23 protein-coding genes are annotated in these 21,637 nt (G+C 72.4%); 9 read left to right on the forward strand and 14 right to left on the reverse strand.

Annotated features, from left to right (window positions below; all coding sequences use genetic code 11):
- Positions 1 to 87: 87 nt before the first annotated feature.
- The 3 genes from ACIRVH_RS14110 to ACIRVH_RS14120 all read right to left on the reverse strand — a co-directional run bounded on the left by ACIRVH_RS14110 (position 88) and on the right by ACIRVH_RS14120 (position 2,139).
- Entirely contained in the window at positions 88 to 753 is a 666-nt protein-coding gene (locus ACIRVH_RS14110) for an SDR family NAD(P)-dependent oxidoreductase (RefSeq protein WP_403952200.1), read from the reverse strand.
- A gap of 62 nt (positions 754 to 815) precedes the next feature.
- A complete protein-coding gene (locus tag ACIRVH_RS14115) occupies positions 816 to 1,544 on the reverse strand; it encodes a DUF4328 domain-containing protein (protein WP_403952202.1) in 729 nt (242 codons plus the stop codon).
- Between the two features lie 61 nt (positions 1,545 to 1,605).
- Positions 1,606 to 2,139 carry an NUDIX hydrolase gene (locus ACIRVH_RS14120; protein WP_403952204.1) on the reverse strand — a complete coding sequence of 178 codons (534 nt, stop codon included), beginning with the start codon at positions 2,137 to 2,139 and terminating at the stop codon, positions 1,606 to 1,608.
- 209 nt (positions 2,140 to 2,348) lie between these two features.
- Between ACIRVH_RS14120 and ACIRVH_RS14125 the strand changes: the two genes are divergently transcribed.
- The gene (locus tag ACIRVH_RS14125; RefSeq protein ID WP_403952207.1) at positions 2,349 to 2,840 is read left to right on the forward strand and encodes a hypothetical protein; all 492 of its coding nucleotides are present in this window, start codon (positions 2,349 to 2,351) and stop codon (positions 2,838 to 2,840) included.
- Positions 2,841 to 2,912: 72 nt separating this feature from the next.
- Here the strand turns inward: ACIRVH_RS14125 and ACIRVH_RS14130 are convergent, their stop codons facing one another.
- On the reverse strand, positions 2,913 to 3,839 hold the full coding sequence (locus ACIRVH_RS14130; protein ID WP_403952210.1) for a LysR family transcriptional regulator: 927 nt from the start codon (positions 3,837 to 3,839) through the stop codon (positions 2,913 to 2,915).
- A 124-nt stretch (positions 3,840 to 3,963) separates the two neighbouring features.
- On the opposite strand from ACIRVH_RS14130, the gene ACIRVH_RS14135 reads away from it, so the two are divergent.
- The gene (locus ACIRVH_RS14135; protein ID WP_403952212.1) at positions 3,964 to 4,452 is read left to right on the forward strand and encodes a DUF2871 domain-containing protein; all 489 of its coding nucleotides are present in this window, start codon (positions 3,964 to 3,966) and stop codon (positions 4,450 to 4,452) included.
- Here ACIRVH_RS14135 and ACIRVH_RS14140 read toward each other — a convergent pair.
- From ACIRVH_RS14140 to ACIRVH_RS14155, 4 genes are all read right to left on the reverse strand, one after another.
- Complete coding sequence (locus ACIRVH_RS14140; protein WP_403952214.1) at positions 4,388 to 5,281, reverse strand: RNA polymerase sigma-70 factor; 894 nt, start codon at positions 5,279 to 5,281, stop codon at positions 4,388 to 4,390. The two genes, ACIRVH_RS14135 and ACIRVH_RS14140, sit on opposite strands and share 65 nt — an antisense overlap.
- Before the next feature lie 4 nt (positions 5,282 to 5,285).
- Complete coding sequence (locus ACIRVH_RS14145; protein ID WP_403952216.1) at positions 5,286 to 6,545, reverse strand: NAD(P)/FAD-dependent oxidoreductase; 1,260 nt, start codon at positions 6,543 to 6,545, stop codon at positions 5,286 to 5,288.
- Between the two features lie 123 nt (positions 6,546 to 6,668).
- On the reverse strand, positions 6,669 to 7,085 hold the full coding sequence (locus ACIRVH_RS14150) for a hypothetical protein (protein ID WP_403952219.1): 417 nt from the start codon (positions 7,083 to 7,085) through the stop codon (positions 6,669 to 6,671).
- 119 nt (positions 7,086 to 7,204) lie between these two features.
- Positions 7,205 to 7,891, reverse strand: a complete 687-nt coding sequence (locus ACIRVH_RS14155) for a DUF6445 family protein (protein ID WP_403952221.1) — start codon at positions 7,889 to 7,891, stop codon at positions 7,205 to 7,207.
- A 252-nt stretch (positions 7,892 to 8,143) separates the two neighbouring features.
- On the opposite strand from ACIRVH_RS14155, the gene ACIRVH_RS14160 reads away from it, so the two are divergent.
- Positions 8,144 to 8,896: a DUF4142 domain-containing protein gene (locus tag ACIRVH_RS14160; protein ID WP_403953021.1), complete on the forward strand. Its 753-nt coding sequence runs from the start codon at positions 8,144 to 8,146 to the stop codon at positions 8,894 to 8,896.
- On the opposite strand, the gene ACIRVH_RS14165 is transcribed toward ACIRVH_RS14160, so the two are convergent.
- From ACIRVH_RS14165 to thrS, 3 genes are all read right to left on the reverse strand, one after another.
- A complete protein-coding gene (locus tag ACIRVH_RS14165) occupies positions 8,893 to 10,539 on the reverse strand; it encodes a glycoside hydrolase family 13 protein (protein WP_403952224.1) in 1,647 nt (548 codons plus the stop codon). The two genes, ACIRVH_RS14160 and ACIRVH_RS14165, sit on opposite strands and share 4 nt — an antisense overlap.
- 126 nt (positions 10,540 to 10,665) lie before the next feature.
- Complete coding sequence (locus tag ACIRVH_RS14170) at positions 10,666 to 11,631, reverse strand: nucleoside hydrolase (RefSeq protein ID WP_403952227.1); 966 nt, start codon at positions 11,629 to 11,631, stop codon at positions 10,666 to 10,668.
- A gap of 40 nt (positions 11,632 to 11,671) precedes the next feature.
- Positions 11,672 to 12,910: a threonine--tRNA ligase gene (gene thrS, locus ACIRVH_RS14175; RefSeq protein WP_403952229.1), complete on the reverse strand. Its 1,239-nt coding sequence runs from the start codon at positions 12,908 to 12,910 to the stop codon at positions 11,672 to 11,674.
- A 338-nt stretch (positions 12,911 to 13,248) separates the two neighbouring features.
- On the opposite strand from thrS, the gene ACIRVH_RS14180 reads away from it, so the two are divergent.
- Positions 13,249 to 14,031 (forward strand): hypothetical protein, encoded by a 783-nt coding sequence (locus ACIRVH_RS14180; RefSeq protein WP_403952231.1) that lies wholly within the window; start codon positions 13,249 to 13,251, stop codon positions 14,029 to 14,031.
- Between the two features lie 8 nt (positions 14,032 to 14,039).
- On the opposite strand, the gene ACIRVH_RS14185 is transcribed toward ACIRVH_RS14180, so the two are convergent.
- On the reverse strand, positions 14,040 to 14,753 hold the full coding sequence (locus ACIRVH_RS14185) for a L,D-transpeptidase (protein WP_403952233.1): 714 nt from the start codon (positions 14,751 to 14,753) through the stop codon (positions 14,040 to 14,042).
- Positions 14,743 to 15,246: a SigE family RNA polymerase sigma factor gene (locus tag ACIRVH_RS14190; RefSeq protein ID WP_403952236.1), complete on the reverse strand. Its 504-nt coding sequence runs from the start codon at positions 15,244 to 15,246 to the stop codon at positions 14,743 to 14,745. Before ACIRVH_RS14190 ends, ACIRVH_RS14185 begins: the two co-directional genes overlap by 11 nt.
- A 115-nt stretch (positions 15,247 to 15,361) precedes the next feature.
- On the opposite strand from ACIRVH_RS14190, the gene ACIRVH_RS14195 reads away from it, so the two are divergent.
- From ACIRVH_RS14195 to ACIRVH_RS14205, 3 genes are read left to right on the forward strand one after another with little or no spacing between them, the layout of a single operon-like run.
- Positions 15,362 to 15,865: a sigma factor-like helix-turn-helix DNA-binding protein gene (locus tag ACIRVH_RS14195; protein WP_403952239.1), complete on the forward strand. Its 504-nt coding sequence runs from the start codon at positions 15,362 to 15,364 to the stop codon at positions 15,863 to 15,865.
- Positions 15,862 to 16,533 carry a hypothetical protein gene (locus tag ACIRVH_RS14200; RefSeq protein WP_403952242.1) on the forward strand — a complete coding sequence of 224 codons (672 nt, stop codon included), beginning with the start codon at positions 15,862 to 15,864 and terminating at the stop codon, positions 16,531 to 16,533. Before ACIRVH_RS14195 ends, ACIRVH_RS14200 begins: the two co-directional genes overlap by 4 nt.
- A complete protein-coding gene (locus ACIRVH_RS14205) occupies positions 16,530 to 18,113 on the forward strand; it encodes a transglycosylase domain-containing protein (protein ID WP_403952243.1) in 1,584 nt (527 codons plus the stop codon). Before ACIRVH_RS14200 ends, ACIRVH_RS14205 begins: the two co-directional genes overlap by 4 nt.
- 10 nt (positions 18,114 to 18,123) lie before the next feature.
- Here the strand turns inward: ACIRVH_RS14205 and ACIRVH_RS14210 are convergent, their stop codons facing one another.
- Entirely contained in the window at positions 18,124 to 19,467 is a 1,344-nt protein-coding gene (locus tag ACIRVH_RS14210; protein WP_403952246.1) for a tetratricopeptide repeat protein, read from the reverse strand.
- 110 nt (positions 19,468 to 19,577) lie between these two features.
- On the opposite strand from ACIRVH_RS14210, the gene ACIRVH_RS14215 reads away from it, so the two are divergent.
- Both ACIRVH_RS14215 and ACIRVH_RS14220 read left to right on the forward strand, forming a co-directional pair.
- Complete coding sequence (locus ACIRVH_RS14215; RefSeq protein WP_403952249.1) at positions 19,578 to 19,784, forward strand: hypothetical protein; 207 nt, start codon at positions 19,578 to 19,580, stop codon at positions 19,782 to 19,784.
- A 285-nt stretch (positions 19,785 to 20,069) separates the two neighbouring features.
- Positions 20,070 to 21,635, forward strand: coding sequence for an LCP family protein (locus ACIRVH_RS14220; RefSeq protein WP_403952251.1), 1,566 nt, complete (start codon positions 20,070 to 20,072; stop codon positions 21,633 to 21,635).
- The last annotated feature ends 2 nt before the right edge of the window (positions 21,636 to 21,637 follow it).

The raw sequence follows: 21,637 nt of genomic DNA on the forward strand, positions 1-21,637 counted from the left end.
CCTCGAAGAGAGCGATACGGCCCGATACGACCATCTTGGCCCACAAATGCTCTTCACGCAGGGCGACGCGATCTCCGGGCCGCGGGGTCAGCTGTCCAGGTCGTCGGCGTAGTGCCGGAAGCCGTGCCGCTCCCGATGCATGCCCCACAGGGTCTCCGCGAGCACGGCCGGATCCTTGCGCACATGCCCGGGCGTGATGGCCCCGGGGATCACCAGCTGGGCGACATGGATCCCCTCGGGGGCGAGCCGGTCGTGCAGCAGATGCCCGTAGGCGCTCTCCGCGGCGAACGCGATCGACGTGCCCGCCCGCTCGGGATGCGGCACGGCGGCCGTCCCCCCGTTCACGAACAGGATGGTCCCCCGCCCGAGCGCCCGCATACCGGGCAGCACCTGCTGCACCGCCGCGACCGGCCCGTACACCGAGAACTCGATCGGCCCGAGCAGATCCCGGTGCCGGGTCTCCAGCACGGGCCGCATGAAGTCCCGGTGCGGGACGGGGCTGTACTGCAACACCTCGACGGTCCCGAGCACGGCGGCGGCGTCCTTCAGGGCCGCCACCAACTGCTCCGGCCGGCGCACGTCGGCAGGGAACCCCCGCGCGGCGACCCCCTCGTCGGCAAGCTCGCCCACCAGGACCTGCAGCCGCTCCCGGTCCCGCGCAAGGAGGGCGACCTCGTACCCCTCCCGCCCGAACCGACGCGCGACGGCGGCGCCCAGCCCGGGCCCGGCGCCGACGATGGCCATGGTGCTCATGAGCAAATCCTTGCCCCTGCGACGGCACACCACCACCCAGCCCGAGCGGGACGTGACGGGTCTCAGCCCTCGGCGCCCTCGGCGCCGCCGACGGCGGACTCCACCACCACGCCAGGCTGCCTCTGGCGAATCCGCTCCACCTGTACGGCGGTGACGGCCCGCACGGCGAACGCACCGGCCACGGCGGCCCCGATGACGGCGGCGTCGGACACGAGCAGCGGCCACACCTCGCTGTACGCCCGGGCGATGAGCTCGTCGGTGGAGTCGCGGTACATGATGCCCACCCCGCCGAGCATCCCGACCACCCAGAGCCCCCACCACACGTTCACGGAGACGGGCAGCTTCCGCCCCGGAGCGGTGGTCCGGAACGCGTCGGCGACGATCCCACGCGGGAACCACAGATTGGCAATGGGCATGAGCCACCCGAGGTAGACCCAGATCCCGGCGTACTTCGGCGTCTGCCCCGTGAGCGCACGCGCGTTGTCCCGTACCCGCCACATCCACGAGAGAAAGAGGAGCGCGCAGAGGAGGGCGGCGCCGCCCCCGAGGCTGGTGACGAGGTGGTACGAGTCCTCCAGCCCGTTGAGCGCCCGGTGCACCCCGTTCCCCTGGTCCGGCGGCCCCGAGGCAGGCTCCCCGGCCATGGCCAGCCGCACTTCCCACACGGCCCGCACGACCCATGCGAGCCCCGCGAGCAGCAGGGCCCCGGCAGTCAGGTGCCCGGACACCTTGATGGGCCTCAGGCCGAGGGTGCGGGAGCGCGCGGCCGGCTCCACTATCTCTTCGTTCACCGCATCATCCTGACGCACGCCGAAGCAGACTTGCCAGGGACACGCCAGCTGGTGAGGGGGATCAGCGAATGCCCTCGTCCATGAGCACGTACAGCAGCCCGACGAGCGACCCGCTGCTCACGATCTCCCGCCGGTCGATCATCCCCCGCACCTCACCGAGCGGAACCCACTCGATCCGGTCCGACTCGTTCTGCTCGGTGGGCGGCCCGACATACGCAGCCCCGTCCGCACGGAACACATGATGCTGCGAGTCGGTGATCCCGTTGGCCGGCTCGGCGTAGATGAGGGGCTTCAGCGGCCCGGGACGCCAGCCGGTCTCCTCCAGCACCTCACGCGCCGCCGCCTCTTCCGGCGTCTCCCCCTCCTCGACCAGCCCCATGGGGAGTTCCCAGGCCCACGAGTCCGTGATGAACCGGTGCCGCCACATCATGAGGATCTCGCGCCGCTCATTGACGAGGGCCCCCACCGCCAGGTGCCGCAGCCGCACCACGTGGTACTCCCACCGCAGCCCATCAGGCTGCTGCACGTCCACCAGGCACAGATTCACCCACGGGTTCGAGTAGATCCGCCGCTCCCCATAGGTCTTCCACTCCATCAACGCACCCTTTCCGCCGGCTGCCTGCAGCCTCGCAGAGCGGGTCACGACGACACGCCCCTCCACATCCCGTGCGGATGAAACCACGCAGATCGGCAGTACCCGGACGGGCCCGATGGGTACGGTGTCCGCCTCTCCCGGAGCAGCTCCCCGAGCTGACGTGGAACAGCGCGATGGCATCCCGCATGCCCATTCCCTGGAGATCCAGCGTGGACGTGTTCGCGCGAGCCTTGAGACAGCGTGGGGTCGAGCCCGATGCCGTACGCGACGTCGACGCCACCCGGAATGCCTTCGGCGCTTTTCTCCAGATCGAGGTCGCGGGGATCGAGCGGCCCGAGAACGACGGCGACGGCTTCATCGTCGAATGGGGCAGGTGGGACGGGAACGACGACCAGCCTTCGCCGTCCTTCGGGCGACTGCTCGCGGTCAACGATGCCGGTGACCGTGACGCCCCCGACTGGCAGCCGGAGTACTGGAAAGCAGAGCTGCAACTCGTCTTCGCCGAGGATCCGGCATGGGCGGATCTCGACAGCCTCGGGCATCAGGACACCGGATTCGACCACGCCGAGATCGGCGCGCCCAGGATCACCGCGCTGGAAGAAACACGCCGGTTCATCGAGTCCTACCCCCAGCTGGCGGCAATGTGGCGAGCCGAACCCACTCGCAGCGGCTTGACCCTTGAGCGAGCGGCGACGCCGTGAAGCCGTATCCGGAGGGGTGCCTTCCCGTCATGGCCCGGCACATGGCCGTCGGACTTCCCCGGCAGAGAGCCCTCAGGCCTCCGGGCTCTGCGCCGGCAGAGCGCACCAGCAGTCCTCGCCGACCGTCGGCGGCGCGTCGGACAGCGCCTGGGTGAAGGAGCGGATGAGCGGGCTCTCCGCGGCCGTGCGCCAGACCGGGGCCCATCGGGACGGCGGGGCGTCGAGGATCGGGATGAAGGCCAGGTTGGGCCACGGGTAGAAGTCCGCGATGTCGCCCGACACCGAGGCGACGGCCTGACCGGTGGCCACGGCGGTGAGGGCCTCCTGCCACGTCGAAACCTGCGGGCCACGGGGGATCGGGCGACCGGAGGGGGTGTGGAAGGGGTTGAGGGCCTCTTCCATGTAGGCCGGCAGGGCGCGGCTGGCCACGAACGCGCAGTCGGCGAGGTCCTCCAGGCGGATGGCGTCGCGCCGGGCGTACGGGTGGGAGGCTCCGGTCATGAGCAGGGTCCGCGAGGCGTGGATGACCGGGCCCACGGTGAGGTCCGGTTCCTCGACCGGCAGCCAGAGCACGGCGATGTCGACGTCCCCGGAGCGGAGCAGATCCAGGGGGGCGGGGGGCTGGATCTCGCGGAACCGCACCTGGATCTCCGGGGAACGGGCCCGCAGGAGGGCCACGGCGTCGGACAGCATCCAGGAGTGGGGGCCGACGGTGCCGACCGTCAGGGTGTCCGTCCCGCGGGCGGCGGCCCTGGCCGCGGCGACACCGTCCATGATCTGCCGGTAACCGGCGCCGAGTTCGCGTTGCAGCTGCTCGCCGAGCGGAGTGAGCCGTACCGCGCGGCTGGTGCGTTCGAACAGGAGGCCGCCGATCTGCCGCTCCTGCTTCTTGATCGACTGGCTGACCCGGGCCTGGGTGACGTGCAGACGATGTGCCGTACGGCTGAAGTGCAGTTCCTCGGCGAGGGTCAGGAAGATCTCGATGTCGCGGAGCTCCACTCGCCCCCCTTCGGACTCATTAGCCGACGGTTATGACTCGTTATCAGGTTCATCGTTGATGCCCGGACGGGCCGGGCGCAAGGTGGGGGCCGACACCGACGCGGATTCACGGGGGAAGACGCAGATGAGGAAGATCCTCAACACCGCTCACATCTACATGATCATCGGGCTGGTCAGCGGCCTGTACTACCGCGAGCTGACCAAGGCCAAGGACTTCGAGGGAGACACCCAGCTCGCCGTCGTACACACCCATGTCCTGGCGCTCGGCATGCTGTTCTTCCTCGTCGTCCTGGCGCTGGAGAAGCAGTTCGCGCTGACCTCCCAGCGGCTGTTCAACTGGTTCTTCTGGACCTACAACGCCGGCCTGGCGGTGACCGTCGGCATGATGACCCTGCACGGAACGCTGACGGTCCTCGGCCACTCCGGCTCGGACGCCATCGCCGGGATCGCCGGCCTCGGCCATGTCCTGCTGACGGTGGGCCTGGTGCTCTTCTTCATCACGGTGGGCAAGTGCCTGCCCGGCGCCTCCCGAGCGGAGGACGCCGGCGTCACTCGCCCGAAGGACGCAGCCCCGTCAGCTTCTCCGGGTTCACCTGCAGGCGCAGATTCCTGATGCCGTCCTCGGACAGGTCGTAGGTGAGGGCCGCCACCGGCATCTCGCCCACGGTGAACAGGATGCCCAACTCACCGTTGACGAGGGCCTGTCGGAAGGTGACGCCGGCCGACTGCGGCTTCGCCAGGACGCCGAGGATCCAGCGCGCCACATGGTCGGGGCCGTGCAGCGGGCGGCGGGCCGCGGTGACCTTGCCGCCGCCGTCCGACCAGCAGGTCACATCCGGCGCCAGAAGTTCCATCACCGCGTTCAGGTCGCCGCCCGCGCACGCCTCGATGAACTGGGTGGTGATCCGGGCCCGCCGGTCCGGGTCCGTGTCGTAGCGCGGGCGGCGGGACTGGACGTGGTTGCGGGCGCGGTGGGCGATCTGACGGACGGTGGGTTCCGGGCGGTCCAGGATGTCGGCGATCTCCGCGTGGGAGTAGCCGAAGACCTCGCGCAGGACGAACACCGCCCGCTCCACCGGGGTCAGCGTCTCCAGGATCACCAGCATGGCCGTCGACACACTGTCCGCCAGCTCCGTTTCCTCGGCGGCGTCGGGAGAGGTGAGCAGGGGCTCGGGGAGCCACGGGCCCACGTACTGCTCGCGGATCGCGCGGGCCGAGGTCAGGCGGGTCAGGGAGAGGTTCGTGACCGTGCGGACCAGGTAGGCGCGCGGGTTGCGGACCGCCGAGCGGTCCGCCGCGTTCCAGTTGAGCCAGGCGTCCTGCAGGACGTCCTCGGCGTCCGCCACACTGCCCAGCATCCGGTACGCCGTCGCGAACAGCAGCCGCCTGTGTTCGAGGTACGGGTCCGGGCTCCCACCGGGCTGCGCCTGCGTGATCTTCATGGGATCAACCTGCCAGAACAACACCGCTCCTGTCGTCGGCGGCGACCTGCTTCCCCGCCCGGCCCGCCTTCGACAGCGCCACCGTCACGCTCATGCGCCTGCTCAGCCGGTAGAACGGCAGCGGGCTCCCGCTCACCAGCTCCTTGTACCGGACCGCCGCCCGGCCCTTCAGGTACGCCCGCCGCGGGGTGTCGTCCGGGTGCGTGAACTGGATGACCGCGTCCCTGCGGCCGAGGCTCACCGGCTGGTGGACGTAGCCGAAGCGGAAGGGGCGGACCGGGCGGCGGCGCAGCAGGCGGGCGATCGCGTCCGCGGTGTACGCCGCCGTCGGCATCCCGCTCTGGCAGGTGCCGTGCAGCCTGCCCCAGGGCATCCGGATCGCCGCCGCGTCCCCGATCGCGTGGATCCCGGGGTGGGAGACCGAGCGCAGGGTCTCGTCCACGAGCAGCAGGCCCCGCTCGTCCACCGCCACGCCCGCCCGCGCCGCCAGCGGCGAGACCCGTACGCCCGCCGTCCACACGCACACCGCCGACTCGAGCACCTCGCCCGACGCCAGCTCCACCGCGTCCGGCAGCACCTTGGTCACCTGTGCGCCGGTGCGGACCGTGACGCCCAGGCGCGTCAGGGCGGCGCGCAGGTACGACCGCGCCCTCTCACCCATCATCGCGCCCGGCTCCTGTGTGCAGAGCAGGGTCACCGACAGGTCCGGGTGCGACTCCGCGATCTCCGTCGCGGCCTCCACACCGGTCAGCCCGCCGCCGCACACCGTCACCGTGCCCGCCGTCCGCGCCGTCTCGGCCAGCCGCGCCGCCAGCCGGCCCGCCGGACCGTGCCCGTCCAGGGTGTACGCGTGCTCCTCGGCCCCGGGCACCGCGCCGGTGTCGGCCCGGCTTCCGAGGGCGTAGACCAAGGTGTCGTACGGCAGTACGGCCGCGTCCGCGTCACCCTCGTCGCCCGCGCCCACCGTCACGGTGCGTGCCCCCGGGTCCAGGGCCGTCGCGTACCCCTGGACGAAGGTGATGCCCGTGCCCGCCAGCAGGTCGGGGATGCCGTGCTCGGTGAGTTCCTGGCCCGTCGCCGCCTGGTGCATGCGCAGCCGTTCGGTGAAGCGGGCGGAGGGGTTGACCAGGGTCACCTGGACGCCGGTGCGGCGCGTGCGGTGGGCCAGCCGGATCGCGGCCAGCATGCCGGTGTAGCCGGCGCCCAGCACCACGACCCGGTGGCCGTCCTGCGCCCGTCGTCCGGTCTTCGGCTGCTTCGGCATGTCCACTCCCGGGGTCGGGTCACCGGGCACGTCGTCTTCGTCCGGTGCCGGTGACGACCATGGGACTGGCGAGCCCCGCCGTGCGTGACAGCCCACCCATGTGACCTGCATCACATGGGAACGTCAGTCGGCCGGGTACTCCGGCTGATAGACGGCGAGCGACCAGATCACGAAGAAGTCGATGGCGATCATGACGAGAGCCCAGACCGGCGAGTACGGCAGGAACAGGAACTGGGCGATCACACTCAGGGAGGCGAGGCCGATACCGACCGCCCGGGCCCACTCGGCGCGCCTGAGGACACCCGCGCCGGTGACGACGGCCACGACACCCAGGACGAGGAGGATCCAGCCCCAGCCGGTGAGGTTGATCTTGTACACATACGTGCCGATGCGGCTGTACACGTCGTCGGCCGCGAGCGCGGAGATGCCCTGGAGGACGGCGAGGACGCCCTCCACCAGGAGCATCACTCCCGCGAAGACGAGCCCTCCCTCGGCCCAGTCGGTCTTCCCCGCCCGTGCCGGTCGGGTGTGCTGCGTCATGGCCGTACCTCCGCCGTCGTCGCCCCGAGCCGGTCGTACGTACGACGATCCGGCCCACCCGGCCCGGAGACCACGGGGGCTGCTCCGTTCGGGTGAGCCGGCGGCCGGGGCGGAACGGCTCAGGCCATCCAGAAGAAGACGGCCGTCATCCGCTTCTCCGCCAGCTCCTTGCCGAAGTAACCGGTCGCGCTGTGCACCAGGTTGGCGTTGTAGAGGAGGAGGCGGTTGTACCGGTGCGGGACACGGACGTCCTCCTCGAAGGCGTCCGGGGTGACGAAGCGGGTACCGAGGGCCTCGACGAGGTTGTTGTGCGGGGCCTGCACGACATTGCCGCCGAGCCGGCCGCCGGGCAGGGACTGGCGGAAGAAACTGGTGCCGCAGTCCTTGGGCACGTGCGGGTTGAGGTACAGCACGGCCGCGTACCGGCACAGCGCGCGCGAGTCGGTGTGCGGGCGCGGTTCGCTCTCGCCCTCGCCGACCACCTGCACGCAGTTGTGGTTGAGGGTGCCGCCGCCGGGCGCCTGCTGCACCCACAGCTCCTTCGCCCCGGTCGACCGCTTCACCAGCCGCTCGATGCGGTCGAGTTCACCGGGTTCCAGGCCGGGCATCGCCCGCAGTCCGGGCCAGGTCTCCGAGGTGTAGGGGTAGCCCTCGACCCAGTCGTCCTTGGCCAGACACCGCTCGCGTACCGCGTCGACATCCGGCAGGACGTCGTCCAGGACCCAGTAGTCACGGCCCTTGGTGGGCTTGCGGTAGGGCAGGACGGGCAGCGCGGCACGCATGCGCGGGGGTGGCTGTGGGGGCATGCGGCGAATCTAGGACTGCGTTTCCCCTCGGTTCTCCCGAGGAAGAGTCAACTCTCCTGCGGGAAGGTCAACCTTTAACCAACTGCGGTCATCTGGCCCTCGCGCACGACCGGGACGAATCTTTACCCGAAACCACCGACACAAATGACCTCCGCATCCGTACTGCTGTGCGTCCGAACCGCCTGCAGGCGGATCCACGGCCAGGCAGGAGGCACGGTGCGCATCTCGCGGAACGCGACGGGAACTCTCTTCGTGGGCGGAGCGATGGCCCTGACCCTCGGCGCGCTCGCCTACCCGAGCATGCTCGGTGTGAGCACCGTCTCGAGCTCCCCGGACCGTGTCATCGCCAACACCCAGTGGGGTCCGCTCACCGAGTCCGACCGGGACTTCGTGGTGAAGGTGCGCGCGGCCGGCCTGTGGGAGTACCCGGTGGGGCAGATCGGGCTGCAGAAGGGCACCAGCAAGGGGGTGATCGAGGCCAGCAAGCACCTGGTCGACGGGCACTCCGCGCTGGACACGACCTGCCGCAAGATCGCGCCGATGCTGAACATCACGCTGCCCAACGTGGCGAGCCCCCAGCAGGAGGGCTTCGTCGCCACGCTGAAGTCGGACAGCGGCAAGAAGTTCGACACCGACTTCGCCAACATCCTGCGGATGACGCACGGTTCGATCTTCAACACGGTGGCGAAGATCCGCTCCACGACCAAGAACTCGCTCGTGCGGGCCCTGGCCGACCAGGCCAACGACACCGTGCTCGACCACATCACGGTGATGGAGAGGACCGGTCTGGTCGACTTCGACCAGACCCTCTTCCAGCAGACCACCCCGCCGAAGCTGCCCAGCTCGGACCTGACCCCGCCGCCCCCGCCGGCGGGCCAGCCGCAGGTCGTGCTCACGCCGCCGCCGAACGCCACCTCCACACCGGTGGACATCAACGGCCTCACCGGCGGCAACGGCGGCGGCACCGGCGGCGCCTCACCCGCCCCCAGCCCGACCGTGGGCTAGGTCAGCCACACCGTGGTGTCCGGCGGGAGGGCGTCCGGTTCCGGGAGCGGGGTGCTGGCGAGCACTACCTCGCCCGGGGGCAGTCGTACCGGCTCCGCGGTGAGGTTGGTGACACAGCGCCAGGTCTCGGTGCGGGCGAAGTCCAGCACCCCGGCCGGGGCGTCGGGCGTCCACGTCAGCGTCTCGCCCTCCAGCAGCTTGCGGCGCAGCCTGAGCGCGGTGCGGTACAGCTCCAGGGTGGAGCCCTCGGCACCGGCCTGGGCCTCGACGGCGTACGACGCGAAGGACGCCGGCTGCGGCAGCCAGGCGGCCCCGGACCCGAAGCCGTACGAGGGCCCGGTCGTCGTCCACGGCAGCGGCACCCGGCAGCCGTCGCGGCCCTTGCGGGCATGGCCCGTCTGCCCCCAGATCGGGTCCTGCAGCGCCTCGGCGGGCAGGTCGGCGACCTCGGGCAGGCCGAGTTCCTCGCCCTGGTAGACGTACGACGATCCGGGCAGCGCCAGCATCAGCAGCGTCGCGGCCCGGGCCCGGCGCAGGCCCGCCTCCCGGTCGGTCGCCGGGGCCGTGCCGCCGGACAGCAGCCAGGCGTTCTCGTCGGTGCCGGGCGGGAGCACGAGGCGCGAGGCGTGGCGGACGACGTCGTGGTTGGAGAGCACCCAGGTGGCGGAGGCACCGGCGGCGCGGGCCGCCGCCAGGGAGCCCGTGATGACCTGACGGAGTTCGTCCGCACCCCAACCAGCCTGCAGATACTCGAAGTTGAAGGCCTGGCCGAGTTCGTCCGGGCGGGCGTACAGCGCGCGGCGGGCGTCCGGGACCCAGGCCTCGGCGACCGCGGTGCGGGGTGGGCTGTAGGCGTCGAAGATCTTGCGCCAGTCACGGTAGATCTCGTGGACCTCGTCGCGGTCCCAGTAGGGGTGGGTACCGGGCTCCACCCGCTGCAGGGACTCCTCGCCCGTGACGCCCGGAGCGCCGACGTCCCGCAGCGGTTCGGCCAGGTCCTTGGCCAGGCCGTGGGCGACGTCGATACGGAAGCCGTCGACGCCCCGGTCGGACCAGAAGCGCAGGGTGGTGCGGAGGTCGGCGCGGACCTCCTCGTTCTCCCAGTTCAGGTCGGGCTGTTCGGGCGCGAACAGATGCAGGTACCAGTCGCCGTCGGGGAGCCGCCGCCAGGCGCTGCCGCCGAAGACCGACTGCCAGTCGGTCGGCGGGAGTTCGCCGGCGGCGCCGCGGCCGGGGCGGAAGACGTAGCGCTCACGGGCCGCGGATCCGGGTCCGGCCCGCAGGGCCTCCTGGAACCAGGGGTGCAGGTGCGAGGTGTGGTTCGGGACGATGTCCACGACGACCTTCAGACCGAGCCGATGGGCCTCGGCGGCCAGCGCGTCGAAGTCGTCGAGGCTGCCGAGGCGCGGGTCGACGTCCCGGTGATCGGCGACGTCGTAGCCGCCGTCGGCGAGTTCGGAGGGGTAGAAGGGGCTGAGCCACAGGGCGTCCACGCCGAGCGTGGCGAGGTGGTTCAGGCGCTCGGTGACACCCCTGAGGTCACCGAGGCCGTCACCGTCGGCGTCGGCGAAACTGCGCGGATAGACCTGGTAGATGACGGCCTGGCGCCACCAGTCGGGATTCCTGGAGGAGAGGTCTGGCATACCCGAACTCTGTCCACCTTGCCCGGAAACGGAACCTTGGGCACTACAAGGCCGGCCGGACGAGCCCGGGCCGGTTCCGCGCAGAACCTAGGCGGCCGGGCCGACGTCCGATCCGCCGGACCTGCCCTAGCGGCGCTCCACCGTCTCCAGGTACAGCTTCACGTACCGCTCCACGTTCACCGCCAACGCCACGTCCACCAGGGCCTGTTCGCGAACGCCGCCGTGGATCTCGGACTCGCCGGGGCGGTGGCGGCGGTCGACGACCGTCTGGCCACGGGTCGGGCCGGGGGCCAGGGCGACCTCGACGGGCAGCAGGCGGGTGGTGATGCCGGCCGGGTCCGCGACCGCGCACACCGCGCCCGCGTCACCGAGGCCCCCTGCCGGATCGTCGCCGTCGGGGTCGGGTGCGGACGGGCGGTGGGCCAGCAGCTCGCCGGCCAGCCGGGTGCCCCGTTCCGTGCTCTCCCGCAGCCGCCGTACGTCCGGGCCCGGTACGACGACCTGGGTGAACACGTCGAGCCCGTACATGGTGATCGGCACCCCTGCGGTGAGCAGGACCGCCGCCGCCTCCGGGTCGTGCCAGACGTTGAACTCGGCGACCGGCGTGGCGTTCCCGGTGGCGACCGCGCCCCCCATGAACACGATCCGCTCGATGTTCCGGGTCACCTCCGGGTGGGTGCGCAGCAGGAGCGCGATGTTGGTGAGCGGCGCCGTCGGGATCAGGGTGACCGGGGTCGGGGAGCCCAGGATCTCGCGGTACAGGAGGGTCACGGCGTCCACCGCGGCGCGGCCGCGCCTGGGCGCGGGCAGGCCGAGGTCGCCCATGCCGTCCACGCCGTGCACGTGCCGGGCCGAGCGGGCCGGCTCGATCAGCGGGCGCTCGGCGCCGCGCGCCACCGGGACGTCCGGGGCGCCCGCCTCCTCCAGCACGGTCAGGGTGTTGCGGACCACCCCGTCGACGTCGGTGTTCCCGGCCACGCAGGTCACCGCCCTGAGGTCCAGGTGCGGGTGGCGTACGGCGAACAGCAGGGCCAGGGCGTCGTCGACGCCGGTGTCGCAGTCGATGATCACGGGGATGGGCAGACCGGTCACGTCGGACTCCTTCCGTCGTACCGACACTAGTTCAGGACCCTCAGGACCACAGTGCGGTGCCCTTCGCCGCCACTCGGTCGGCGACGCGTCGCAGCAACTCGGGTACCAGGAGCGCGCCGGGGCGACGGCCGTCCCGCAGGCGCAGGGCCGCGAGGCCCGCGTCGGCCTCCCGGTCGCCGATCACCGCCTGGTACGGGACCAGGCGGGCCGCGCGGACGCGGGCGCCGAGGGTGCCCTGTTCGGGGGCGGCGAGTTCGGCGCGCAGGCCGAGCGCGGCCGCCTCCCGGACCACCGCGGCCGCCCGCTCCACCTGTTCCTCCGCGACCGGCAGCACGGCCAGCTGCACCGGGGCCAGCCAGGCCGGGAAGGCCCCGCCGTGCGCCTCGATGAGGTGGGCCACGGCCCGCTCCACGCTGCCGATGATGCTGCGGTGCACCATCACCGGCCGGTGCTTCGCACCGTCGGCTCCGATGTAGTGCAGGTCGAAGCGGGCCGGCTGGTGGAAGTCGATCTGCACGGTGGACAGGGTGGACTCGCGGCCGGCCGGGTCCGCGATCTGTACGTCGATCTTGGGGCCGTAGAAGGCGGCCTCGCCCTCCGCCTCCTCGTACGCCACTCCGGACTCGGCCAGCACCTCCTTCAGCAGCGCGGTGGCCCGCTGCCACAGCTCCGGGTCGGCGACGTACTTGCCGCCCTCGCCGGGCAGTGAGAGACGGTGGCGCACGGCCTCGATGCCGAGGTCGGCGTAGGCGCGGGCGATCAGCTCCAGCGCGGCGCGGGCCTCGTCGACGGCCTGCTCCAGGGTGCAGAAGATGTGGGCGTCGTTGAGCTGGATGGCGCGCACCCGGGTCAGGCCGCCGAGGACGCCGGACAGTTCGGCGCGGTACATGGTGCCCAGCTCGGCGATGCGCAGGGGCAGTTCGCGGTAGCTGTGGGAGCGGGAGCGGTAGATCAGGGCGTGGTGGGGGCAGAGGCTGGGGCGCAGGACGACCTCCTCCGCGCCCAGGTTCATCGGCGGGTACATGTCGTCGCTGTAGTGGTCCCAGTGCCCGGAGGTCTCGTAGAGCTCGCGTTTGCCGAGCGCGGGCGAGTACACGTGCCGGTAGCCGGCGGCGCGTTCCGCCTCCCGGATGTACTCCTCCAGGGTGTGCCGTACGACGGCCCCGTCCGGGAGCCAGTAGGGCAGCCCCGCGCCCATCAGCGGGTCGGTGTCGAACAGGCCGAGTTCACGGCCGAGGCGGCGGTGGTCGGGGACGCGGTCGCCGATCGGGTCGGTCATGGGGGTCTCCTCGGTGCGGGAGGCGAACACCACCGGCATGCCGAAGCCCCGGGGCGTTCGCCCCGGGGCTTCGGACTGAGTCAGGTGTCAGCGCGCCGGGACGGTCTCCGGCGTCGTCGTGCTCTGCGGACACGGCTGGGCGCGCTTCATGGGGCGACCGTAGCGCCGGCCCCTGCCGCAGCGCCATCGGTTTTCCCCGGGTCTTCCCCGCCGCTCACCCGGACGGGGTTTCCCGCCCTCACCCGGACGGCCCGGAGCGCTGGTGAGCGGGTCGCGGCGATGGTGCCGTGAGAGGAGGCACCTCCACCCCCACCTGCCCCGCCAGGGAGGCACCCCAGATGACCGCCGCCATACGCCCCCGCGCCCTCCCTCTCGCCGCCCTCGCCACCGGCCTCCTCGCCCTCACCGGGTGCGCGGCCCTCGGCCTGGAACGCCCGCCGTCCGCGCAGCAGCCCCTGCCCACCGTCGACAAGCCCTCCCCCTCGGCGAAGCCGTCGGCCCGGGCCGACGGATCCACGCTCACCGACGACCAGGCCCGGGCCGCGCTCATCACGGAGACCGACCTCGGCGCCCCCTGGTCCGCGACGCGCGGGGCGGCCACCTGGCGGGACGGCCTGCTGAAGGCGACCACGACGGCCGGTGAGTGCCAGCGCCTGCTGGACGCGCTCTACTCCGACGAACTCCTCGGCGCCCCCGCCCGGGTCGCCGTGGGCCTCGACGACGACGACACCGAGGCCCAGATCCGCTACCAGATCGGCGCCCGCCGCCCGTCGGACGTCGACGCCGTGCTGAAGTGGCTGCAGACGATGCCGGTGCAGTGCGCCCGGTTCACGGCCACCTCGGAGAACGGCCTGGTCGAGGACGTCCAGGTCCAGGACGCCCTCCTGCCGGAGGTCGGGGACGTGCGCCAGGGTCTGCACGTCACCGTCGCCACCACGACCTCCGACGAGCAGGATGTCTTCCTGACGATGGACCTGGCCGCCGTCCGGGTCGGCGAGGACGCCTTCGCCCTCACCAACGCCGGCCTGGGCGACGTGCCGAACGACGCGACACAGCTGGCCGTCCAGATCGGCGCACTCCGCCTGGCGGACGTACGCAAGCAGGGCCGGGCCCAGGTCTGAACCAGGCCCTAGGACGGCGTCGTCACGGAGGCCCGCACCGACGGTGTCCGCCCCGTCACCAGCACCACCGCGCCCTTGTCCAGCCGTGTGTACACCCACTTCGCGTCGTCTTCTGGCAGGCCGATCCAGCCGCCGGTGGAGGCATAGGTGCCGGGGGCCTTCAGGTCGTAGGTGAGGGCGATGGCGGTGGTCCTCGTCCGGTCCGCGGAGCGCAGCTCGATCACCCACGGCACGCTCGGCATCGACGTGCCGCTGCCACCGCCGCTCCCGGTCTCCATCTCCCGTTTCAGGGACTTGGCGACGACGGTGAACCTGCCGGTGGGCGTGGGCAGTTGGGGAACTCCTGAGGAGATGGGCATGATCCGCCCGTCGAGGGTCATCGTCATCCCGGTGAGGTCGACGACGGCGTCGGCGGCGGCCGGAGTCGGGGTGGGTGCCGGACTGGTCCGCAGCCGGGGACTGGCGGCCGGGGTGGTGCGGCGGCCGGAGTCGGAGTCGTGGCGGAGGCCGAGGCCGACGGTCACCGTGACGGCGAGGGCCGCCGCGGCGGCCACCCCGCCGACCACGACGGTCGTACGCCGGCGACGGCCACGCCGTACGGCCAGACGGCGGACCTCGGCACCGGCGACGGGCGGCGGGGACTGGTTCCCCTCGGCCAACGTCCGCAGCGCGCCGGAGAGTTCGGGACGGGGGTCGACATCGCGGTCGCGGTCATCGGACACGGTCGCCCTCCCTCTCCCCCTCGCCCGGGGCCAGCACCCGGGCCAGTGCCGCGCGGCCACGGGACAGACGGGCCTTGACCGTCCCCACCGGGGCGCCGGTTTCCGAGGCTACTTGCTCCACGCTCAGGTCGCACAGATGGTGCAGGACGACGGCCATCCGCTGGGCCTCGGGCAGGGTGCGCAGCGCCATGACGAGCGCGGTGTGCTCGGGGTCGGGCCCGGGCACGGACTCCGGTGGCGGGGTGCGCCGCACCAGTTCCAGCCAGCGCCGGGCGCGCCGCCACCGGCTGACGGCGAGCCGCATCGCGACGGTCCTGACCCATGCCTCGGGCGCCCCGTCCGCGAGGAAGTCGCGCCGCCGGTCCCAGGCCCGTACGAACGCCTCCTGCACGACGTCCTGCGCCTCGACGTGGTCCCCGGTGAACGCGTAGAGCTGGCCGGTCAGCCGGGGGAACGCGGCGGCGTAGAACGCGTCGAACTCGTCCTCGGTCATGCCTCCCCTGCCACTCGTGCCCCAACTTCCCCGTACCGCCGTGCAACCCGGACCGCTTCGCGGTGCGTACAGGTCCCGTACGTCGCACATCGAAACACATCGCAGGGGGAACCCGATGACGACCAGAGCCGACCGCCGAACCCGTCATCGCGCCGGTCGTTCCGGCCGCCGGAGCGAGTTCGGCGGCTACGCCGCCGTGGCCTGGCCGCGTCTGCTGCGCACGGCCCATCTGCTGACCGGCGACCCGGCCGAGGCCGACGCCCTGACGCGCACCACCCTGTCCGACGCGTACGCCCACTGGCGGCGCATCCCGGGCAACGACACCGACTTCTACGTACGACGGCTGCTCGTGCGCCACCATCTCGGCCGCCATGTCGGCCGCACTCTCGGCCGCACTCTCGGCCGTCGTGTCGGCCGTCGGCCGCACCGCACGGGACCCGCGCCGCAGGCCCCGCTCGCCCGGGCCCTCGCCGCCCTGCCCGCGCGCCAGCGGGTGGTGCTGGTCCTGCGGCTGGGCGAGGACCTGGGCCGGCTGGAGATCGCCGAGATGCTCGGCTGGTCGGTCGGCGCGGTGAAGTCGTACGAACGACGGGGGCTGAAGGCCTTGGGGGCAGCATGAGGCACAGGCAACCGGAGTACTTGGACGGCGAGTTGGGCGAGGCGTTCACCGCCGCCCGCGACGAGGCGCCCCGCACGCCCGTCCCGCTCGCCGCCATCGAGCGGGAGGGCCGGGCGCGGCGCCGACGGCGCCGGATCACCGTGCTGCTGATCTGCTGTCTGCTGGTGCTGGGCCCGCTCGGCTACGTCGGCCGGCGGCTGACGGGCGGGTCCGGGGGCGGGCCCGTGACTCCCGCACGGTCGGTGGCCGCCGGGACCGTGCGGGTGGTGGCCGCCGGTGAGCACGTACGGCCGCTGTCCGGCGAGGAATTGTGGCTGACGAAGGACGGCGCGCACTGGTCGTCGCCGCGGGGCGGGGGCGAGTCCCTGCCGGTCTCGGGGCTCTCCGCGGAGCCCCCGACCGTCACCCTCCGGCTGGAGGTGACCGGCCGGAGCGGGCTGCTGCTGTCCGGCGTGCACCGCGGCGGCGGACCGGCCGCCCGCGTCGAGGTGCAGCAGCCCTCGGGCAGGACCACCGCAACCGTGCTCACCCTCGCCGGGAACCCTGGCTGGGACGTCTGGTACGCGACCCCCCGACTCCCGGCCGACAAGCAGGAGTTGCTGCGCACCCGGGTCACGGTCTACGACGCCGGCGGCAAGGTCCTGGCGCGGGGCGGGGTGGGCTGGTGAAACGTCTCCTCAAGCATCTGCGCCGCCGCCGGGGCCGCTGGGTCCGGCGCATCCTCGTGGCGCTGCTCGCGCTGTGCCTCGTGCTGGTCGGCACGGTGTGGGTGGCGTACCTGCTCACGGCCGTCCCGGACCCGCACCCGGAGACGGTCAGCCAGAGCACGGTCTTCCTGGACGCGGAGGGGGAGTACCTGGGCCGACGCGGGCCGGTGGACCGGCAGGACGTGTCCCTGGCGCAGGTGCCGCGGCACGTCCAGGACGCGGTGATCGCCGCCGAGAACCGTTCCTTCCGCACGGACTCGGGTGTCTCGCCGAGCGCGATCGTGCGCGCGGCCGTGGCCACGCTGTCCGGCGGGGAGCGCCAGGGCGGTTCGACGATCACCCAGCAGTACGTGAAGAACGCCCTGCTGAGCCCCGAACAGTCCCTGACCCGCAAGGCCCGTGAGGCGCTGATCGCCGTCAAGCTGGACCGCACCCGCTCCAAGGACTCGATCCTGGAGGGCTACCTCAACACCGTGTACTTCGGCCGGGGCGCGGCGGGCATCGAGTCGGCGGCGCGGAACTACTTCGGCGTGGACGCGAAGGACCTCACGGTGTCGCAGGGCGCGGCGCTCGCGGCCATCATCAACCGGCCGACGTTCTACGAACGGGCCGGCTCGGACGCGAAGGTCACCACGACGCTGCAGAAGCGCTGGCGCTGGGTGCTGGACGCGATGCGCTCCTCGGGCAGCATCACGGCCGCGCAGCGCTCCTCGGCCGCCTTCCCGGCCTTCCGCTTCTATCCGCCCGGCGACACGGACGGCCAGCGCCAGTACCTGATCGACGCGGCCGCCACCGAGGCCGCCCGCCGTCTCGGCATCACGCAGGACCAGCTGGCGCGCGGCGGCTACACGGTCCGTACGACCTTCGACCTGAGCACGCAGTACGCGGTGTCGGAGCGCGTGCGCCAGCGGTCCGCGGGCCTGCCCGAGGGTACGAAGCTGCACGCGGCGGTGATCGCCATGGTCCCCGGCGACGGCGCGGTCCGTGTGCTGTACGGCGGTACGGACTACGCCCACCAGCCCTTCAACGACGCCCTGTCGGGCGCGGTGGAGGCCGGTACGGCACTGCGGCCCTTCAGCGGCCTGCCGCTCGGCGCGCCGCTGTCGAAGCTCGCGAAGACCGCGGCACCGACACCGCTGACCGTGGCCTCGGCGTACGCGACCGCGGCGGCGGACGGCACCTACGCGACGCCGTACATGGTGCAGCGGATCACCCGGGGCGGCGACACCGTGTACACGGCCCGCCCGGACCGGCACCGGGTCATGGGCTCCGTCATGGCCGCGGCGGCGGCGAAGTACGCGGTCACGGGCGAGCCGGTGACGTACACCGGCGGTGCGGGCACGGGCCCCGGCACCCGGACGCTGTGGCAGTCGGCGTACACCGGCCGGCTCGCCCTCACGACCGCCCTGTTCGCCGAGCACCCGGCCACGAAGGGGCACCCGGCGCGACCGGGGCACCTCCCGGCCTCGGCCCGGGACCTGGCCACCGGGGTCCGGTCGGACGTGTTCGCGCCCAAGGCGGTGACGCCGGTGCGCAGGTGAGGGCGGAGGGTCACAGGGGCGGCTGCGCGGGCGCCGGGCCGAGGGTCGTGGTGCCCGGCGCCGTGCGGTGGCCGAGGCCCGTGCGGTAGGCGTCCAGGGCCGCCTCGACGCGGCCGGTACGGCGCAGCAGGTCGCCGAGGAGCCGGCACAGGTCGGCCAGGTCGCCGGCCGCGCCGGCCCGTTCCAGGAGGCTGAGGGCGCGGACGTAGTGCTCCTCGGCCGCCTCGGTGTCGCGGGAGTCCTCGGCGATGATGCCGAGGAGGCGGTGCGCGGCGGCGGCGTGCACGGCGCCGCGTTCGGACGAGAGGTCGCCGAGGACGCCGTTGAGCAGGTCGGCGGCCTCGGCCGACTTGCCGCGCCGGTGCAGGACGTCGGCGAGTTCCACGGCGGCCTGGCTGCGGTAGAGGGCGGCCCGGGTCTGGGCGAGCATGGTGAGGGCCTGGCGCAGCTCGGCCTCGGCCCGGTCCAGGTCGCCGTTCTGGGCGCAGACGTAGCCGCGCATCCAGTGGCAGTTGGCGAGTTCGGTGCGCAGCTGGAGCTGGCGGTACAGCTCGGCCGCCTTGGCGAGGGAGGCGTCGGCCTCGGCGACCCGGCCCTCGGCGAGCAGGGTGCGGGCGACCGAGCGGTGCATCCGGGCGATGAGCGCCGGGTCGGCGGCCTGCGGGGCCAGGGCCAGGGCGAACTCGGCGGCCTGGGCGGCACGGGCGTGGGCGCCCATGTCCATGTAGGGGCCGATGGCGCTGGCGTAGAGGAGCAGCAGGGCGTCGGGGTCGTGCAGGCCGCCGCGGTTGAGTTCGTCGAGGGTGGATTCCAGCAGGTAGACGGCGTAGCGGAGTTCGCCGGCGAGGTAGTGGGCGATCGCACGGCCGCGGACGGCCGGGACGCGGCTGGGGAGGGACTCCTGCGCGAGGCGGTGCTCGGCTCGCTCGAAGTGGTCGCGGGCCCGGGACAGTTCGCCCGTCTGCAGGGCGCACTCGCCGAGTCCCAGTAGTGCGGTGGCCTGCTCGGGGACCAGGCCGTGCGTGTCCGCTTCGGCGAGCAGCGCGGTGTACTGGCCGGCCGCCTCCTCCGCCTTGCCGTCGGCGAGGGCGCGCTGGGCCTCGGTGAGCCGCAGCCGGAGGGCGGTGGCGAGGCGGGCGGGCCGGCCGACGGCCAGCTCCTCGAAGGCGACGCCGAGGCGGTCCGCGATGTGCCTGAGCGCCTCGTCGGAGGCGCGGACCCGGCCCGCCTCCAGGGTGGAGATGTAGGCGGGGGTGTACGCCGGTTCCGCCAACTGGCGCTGGGTCAGGCCCTGCTCGGTGCGCAGTTGTTGTACGCGCCGGCCCACGACCTCCGGATCGTCCCGCTCCCGCATTTCCTGCTCCCCCCAACTCTCCTGGCACCTCTTGCCGTTCGGGTTCCGCACCCCTAGGTTAAACGGCGAATTAAGCATGTTTAACAGGCTGCTGTTGTTGCGAGGTCGCCGTGCACGGACGTACATCCGCACCCTACGGACGCTCCACCGCACTGCCCCTCTCCCGGCCCCGCCCGAGCGGGGGAACCCCGGCCGCCCGGGGCGTGGCCGCGGCCGTACTCGCGATCGCGGCACTGATCACGGCGGCGAACGCGGGCCCGGCCCGGGCGGCGGACGCCCCGCCGAGTCCGCCGGCCGTGCAGCAGTCCCAGCCCTGACCGATCTCGCCCGCCTCGCGCTCACCTGCTGTGGATGTCCTGCGGGCTTTGAGCGGAAACAACGTGACGTCCGGACAAATCACCCGGCGGCGCCTTCCCGGAAGCGAAGACCGACGAGAACTGCCCAAGAAACAAAGGCAGTTCGTCAACCCCGGAGAAGGTTGTACGCGAGTGGCATATCTCACCACCCATCCCTGCATGGATGACCACGCCGTTAGTGTGTGCGATCCGGTGCAGCCGCGACGAGGTCGACGTGCGCTTCGTCAGGGCGGGAAGGGCAGGGCAATGACGCTGGACGCGCAGGCGCGGCCGAAGAACCGGGGACGGCACGGCGGTGGCGGCGGCCACGGAGGCGGCGGCACCGAACCCGACGCCCCGCGCCCCAAACGCCGGATACTGCGCTGGTCGGCGGCCACCCTGGCCGTCGTCATACTCGGGACCGCTGGCGCGGGTTACCTCTACTACGAGCACCTCAACGCCAACATCAAGAAGGCAGAGCGGAACCTGGGCGACTCCGACGTGCCCGAGGCGACCCCGAACGCCGCCGGACAGACGCCGCTGAACATCCTGATGATCGGCTCGGACAGCCGGAACACCGCCAAGGACCTGAAGCTCGGCGGGTCCAAGGCCGACGTGGGCCGCCCGCCGCTCGCCGACGTGCAGATGCTGCTGCACGTCTCGGCCGACCGCAGCAACATGTCCGTGGTCAGCCTCCCGCGCGACACGATGATCCCGATCCCCAGGTGCACCACCGACGCCAAGGTGTACGACGCGCTCTCGCTGGCCATGGCGAACGAGTCGCTGGGCCGCGGCGGTCCGGGCTGCACCGTCGCCACCTGGCAGAAGCTCACCGGCATCCACGTCGACCACTTCATGATGGTCGACTTCTCCGGCGTGGTCGACATGGCGGACGCCATCGGCGGCGTCCCCGTGTGCGTCAAGCAGAACGTCTACTCGCACACCTCCGACGGCCACGGCTCGGGCCTGAAACTGGCGGCGGGCACCCACCCGGTCAAGGGCGAACAGGCCCTGCAGTGGCTGCGTACCCGCTACGGCTTCGAGGACGGCACCGACATCGGCCGCACCCACGCCCAGCACATGTACATGAACTCGATGGTCCGCCAGTTGCGCGCGAACGCGACGCTGGGCAACCCCACCGAGATGCGCAGGCTCGCGGAGGCCGCGACGAAGGCGCTCACGGTCGACGAGGGCCTCGGCACGGTCAAGAAGCTGTACGACCTGGCAGGGGAACTGCAGAAGGTCCCGACCAAGCGGATCACGATGACGACGCTGCCCACCGTGCAGTGGTCGCAGGACCACAACCGGCTGGTGCCCGACCCCGAGGACGCCGACCAGCTCCTCTCCATGGTCCGCGACGACACCCCGCTGGACGGCCGCGGCGCCAAGCACAAGGCGGAGCAGAAGGCGAAGGCCCCCTCGGCCCCGGCCGGCACCCTCGCGGTCCAGGTCCGCAACGGCACCGGGACGACCACCGAGGCCCCGACGCCCCAACGGGCGAGCGCGGTCACCCAGGTCCTGCAGGGCAAGGGGTTCACCCGGGCCAGGGCGGACGTCACCGCGGCCACCGAGTCCAAGACCCTTCTCCTGTACCCCAGTGCCGACCTGGAGGGCGACGCCCAGGCCGTGGCCGAGGCACTCGGCGTCCCGCTGGGCCAGGTGCACCGGTCGACCGACGTCTCGGGCGTCACCCTGACCGTCGGCGCGGACTGGCGCACCGGCGACACCTACCCGAAGAGCAAGAGCCCGGACAAGGCGCCCTCGACGGCGGCCGTGCTGCCCGGCGACAAGGAGGACGCGTGCATGGAGGTGCAGAAGGGGTTCACCTGGTGAGC

The sequence above is a fragment of the Streptomyces sp. NPDC101165 genome, assembly GCF_044768135.1.
In the GTDB taxonomy this organism is placed as follows: Bacteria; Actinomycetota; Actinomycetes; order Streptomycetales; family Streptomycetaceae; genus Streptomyces.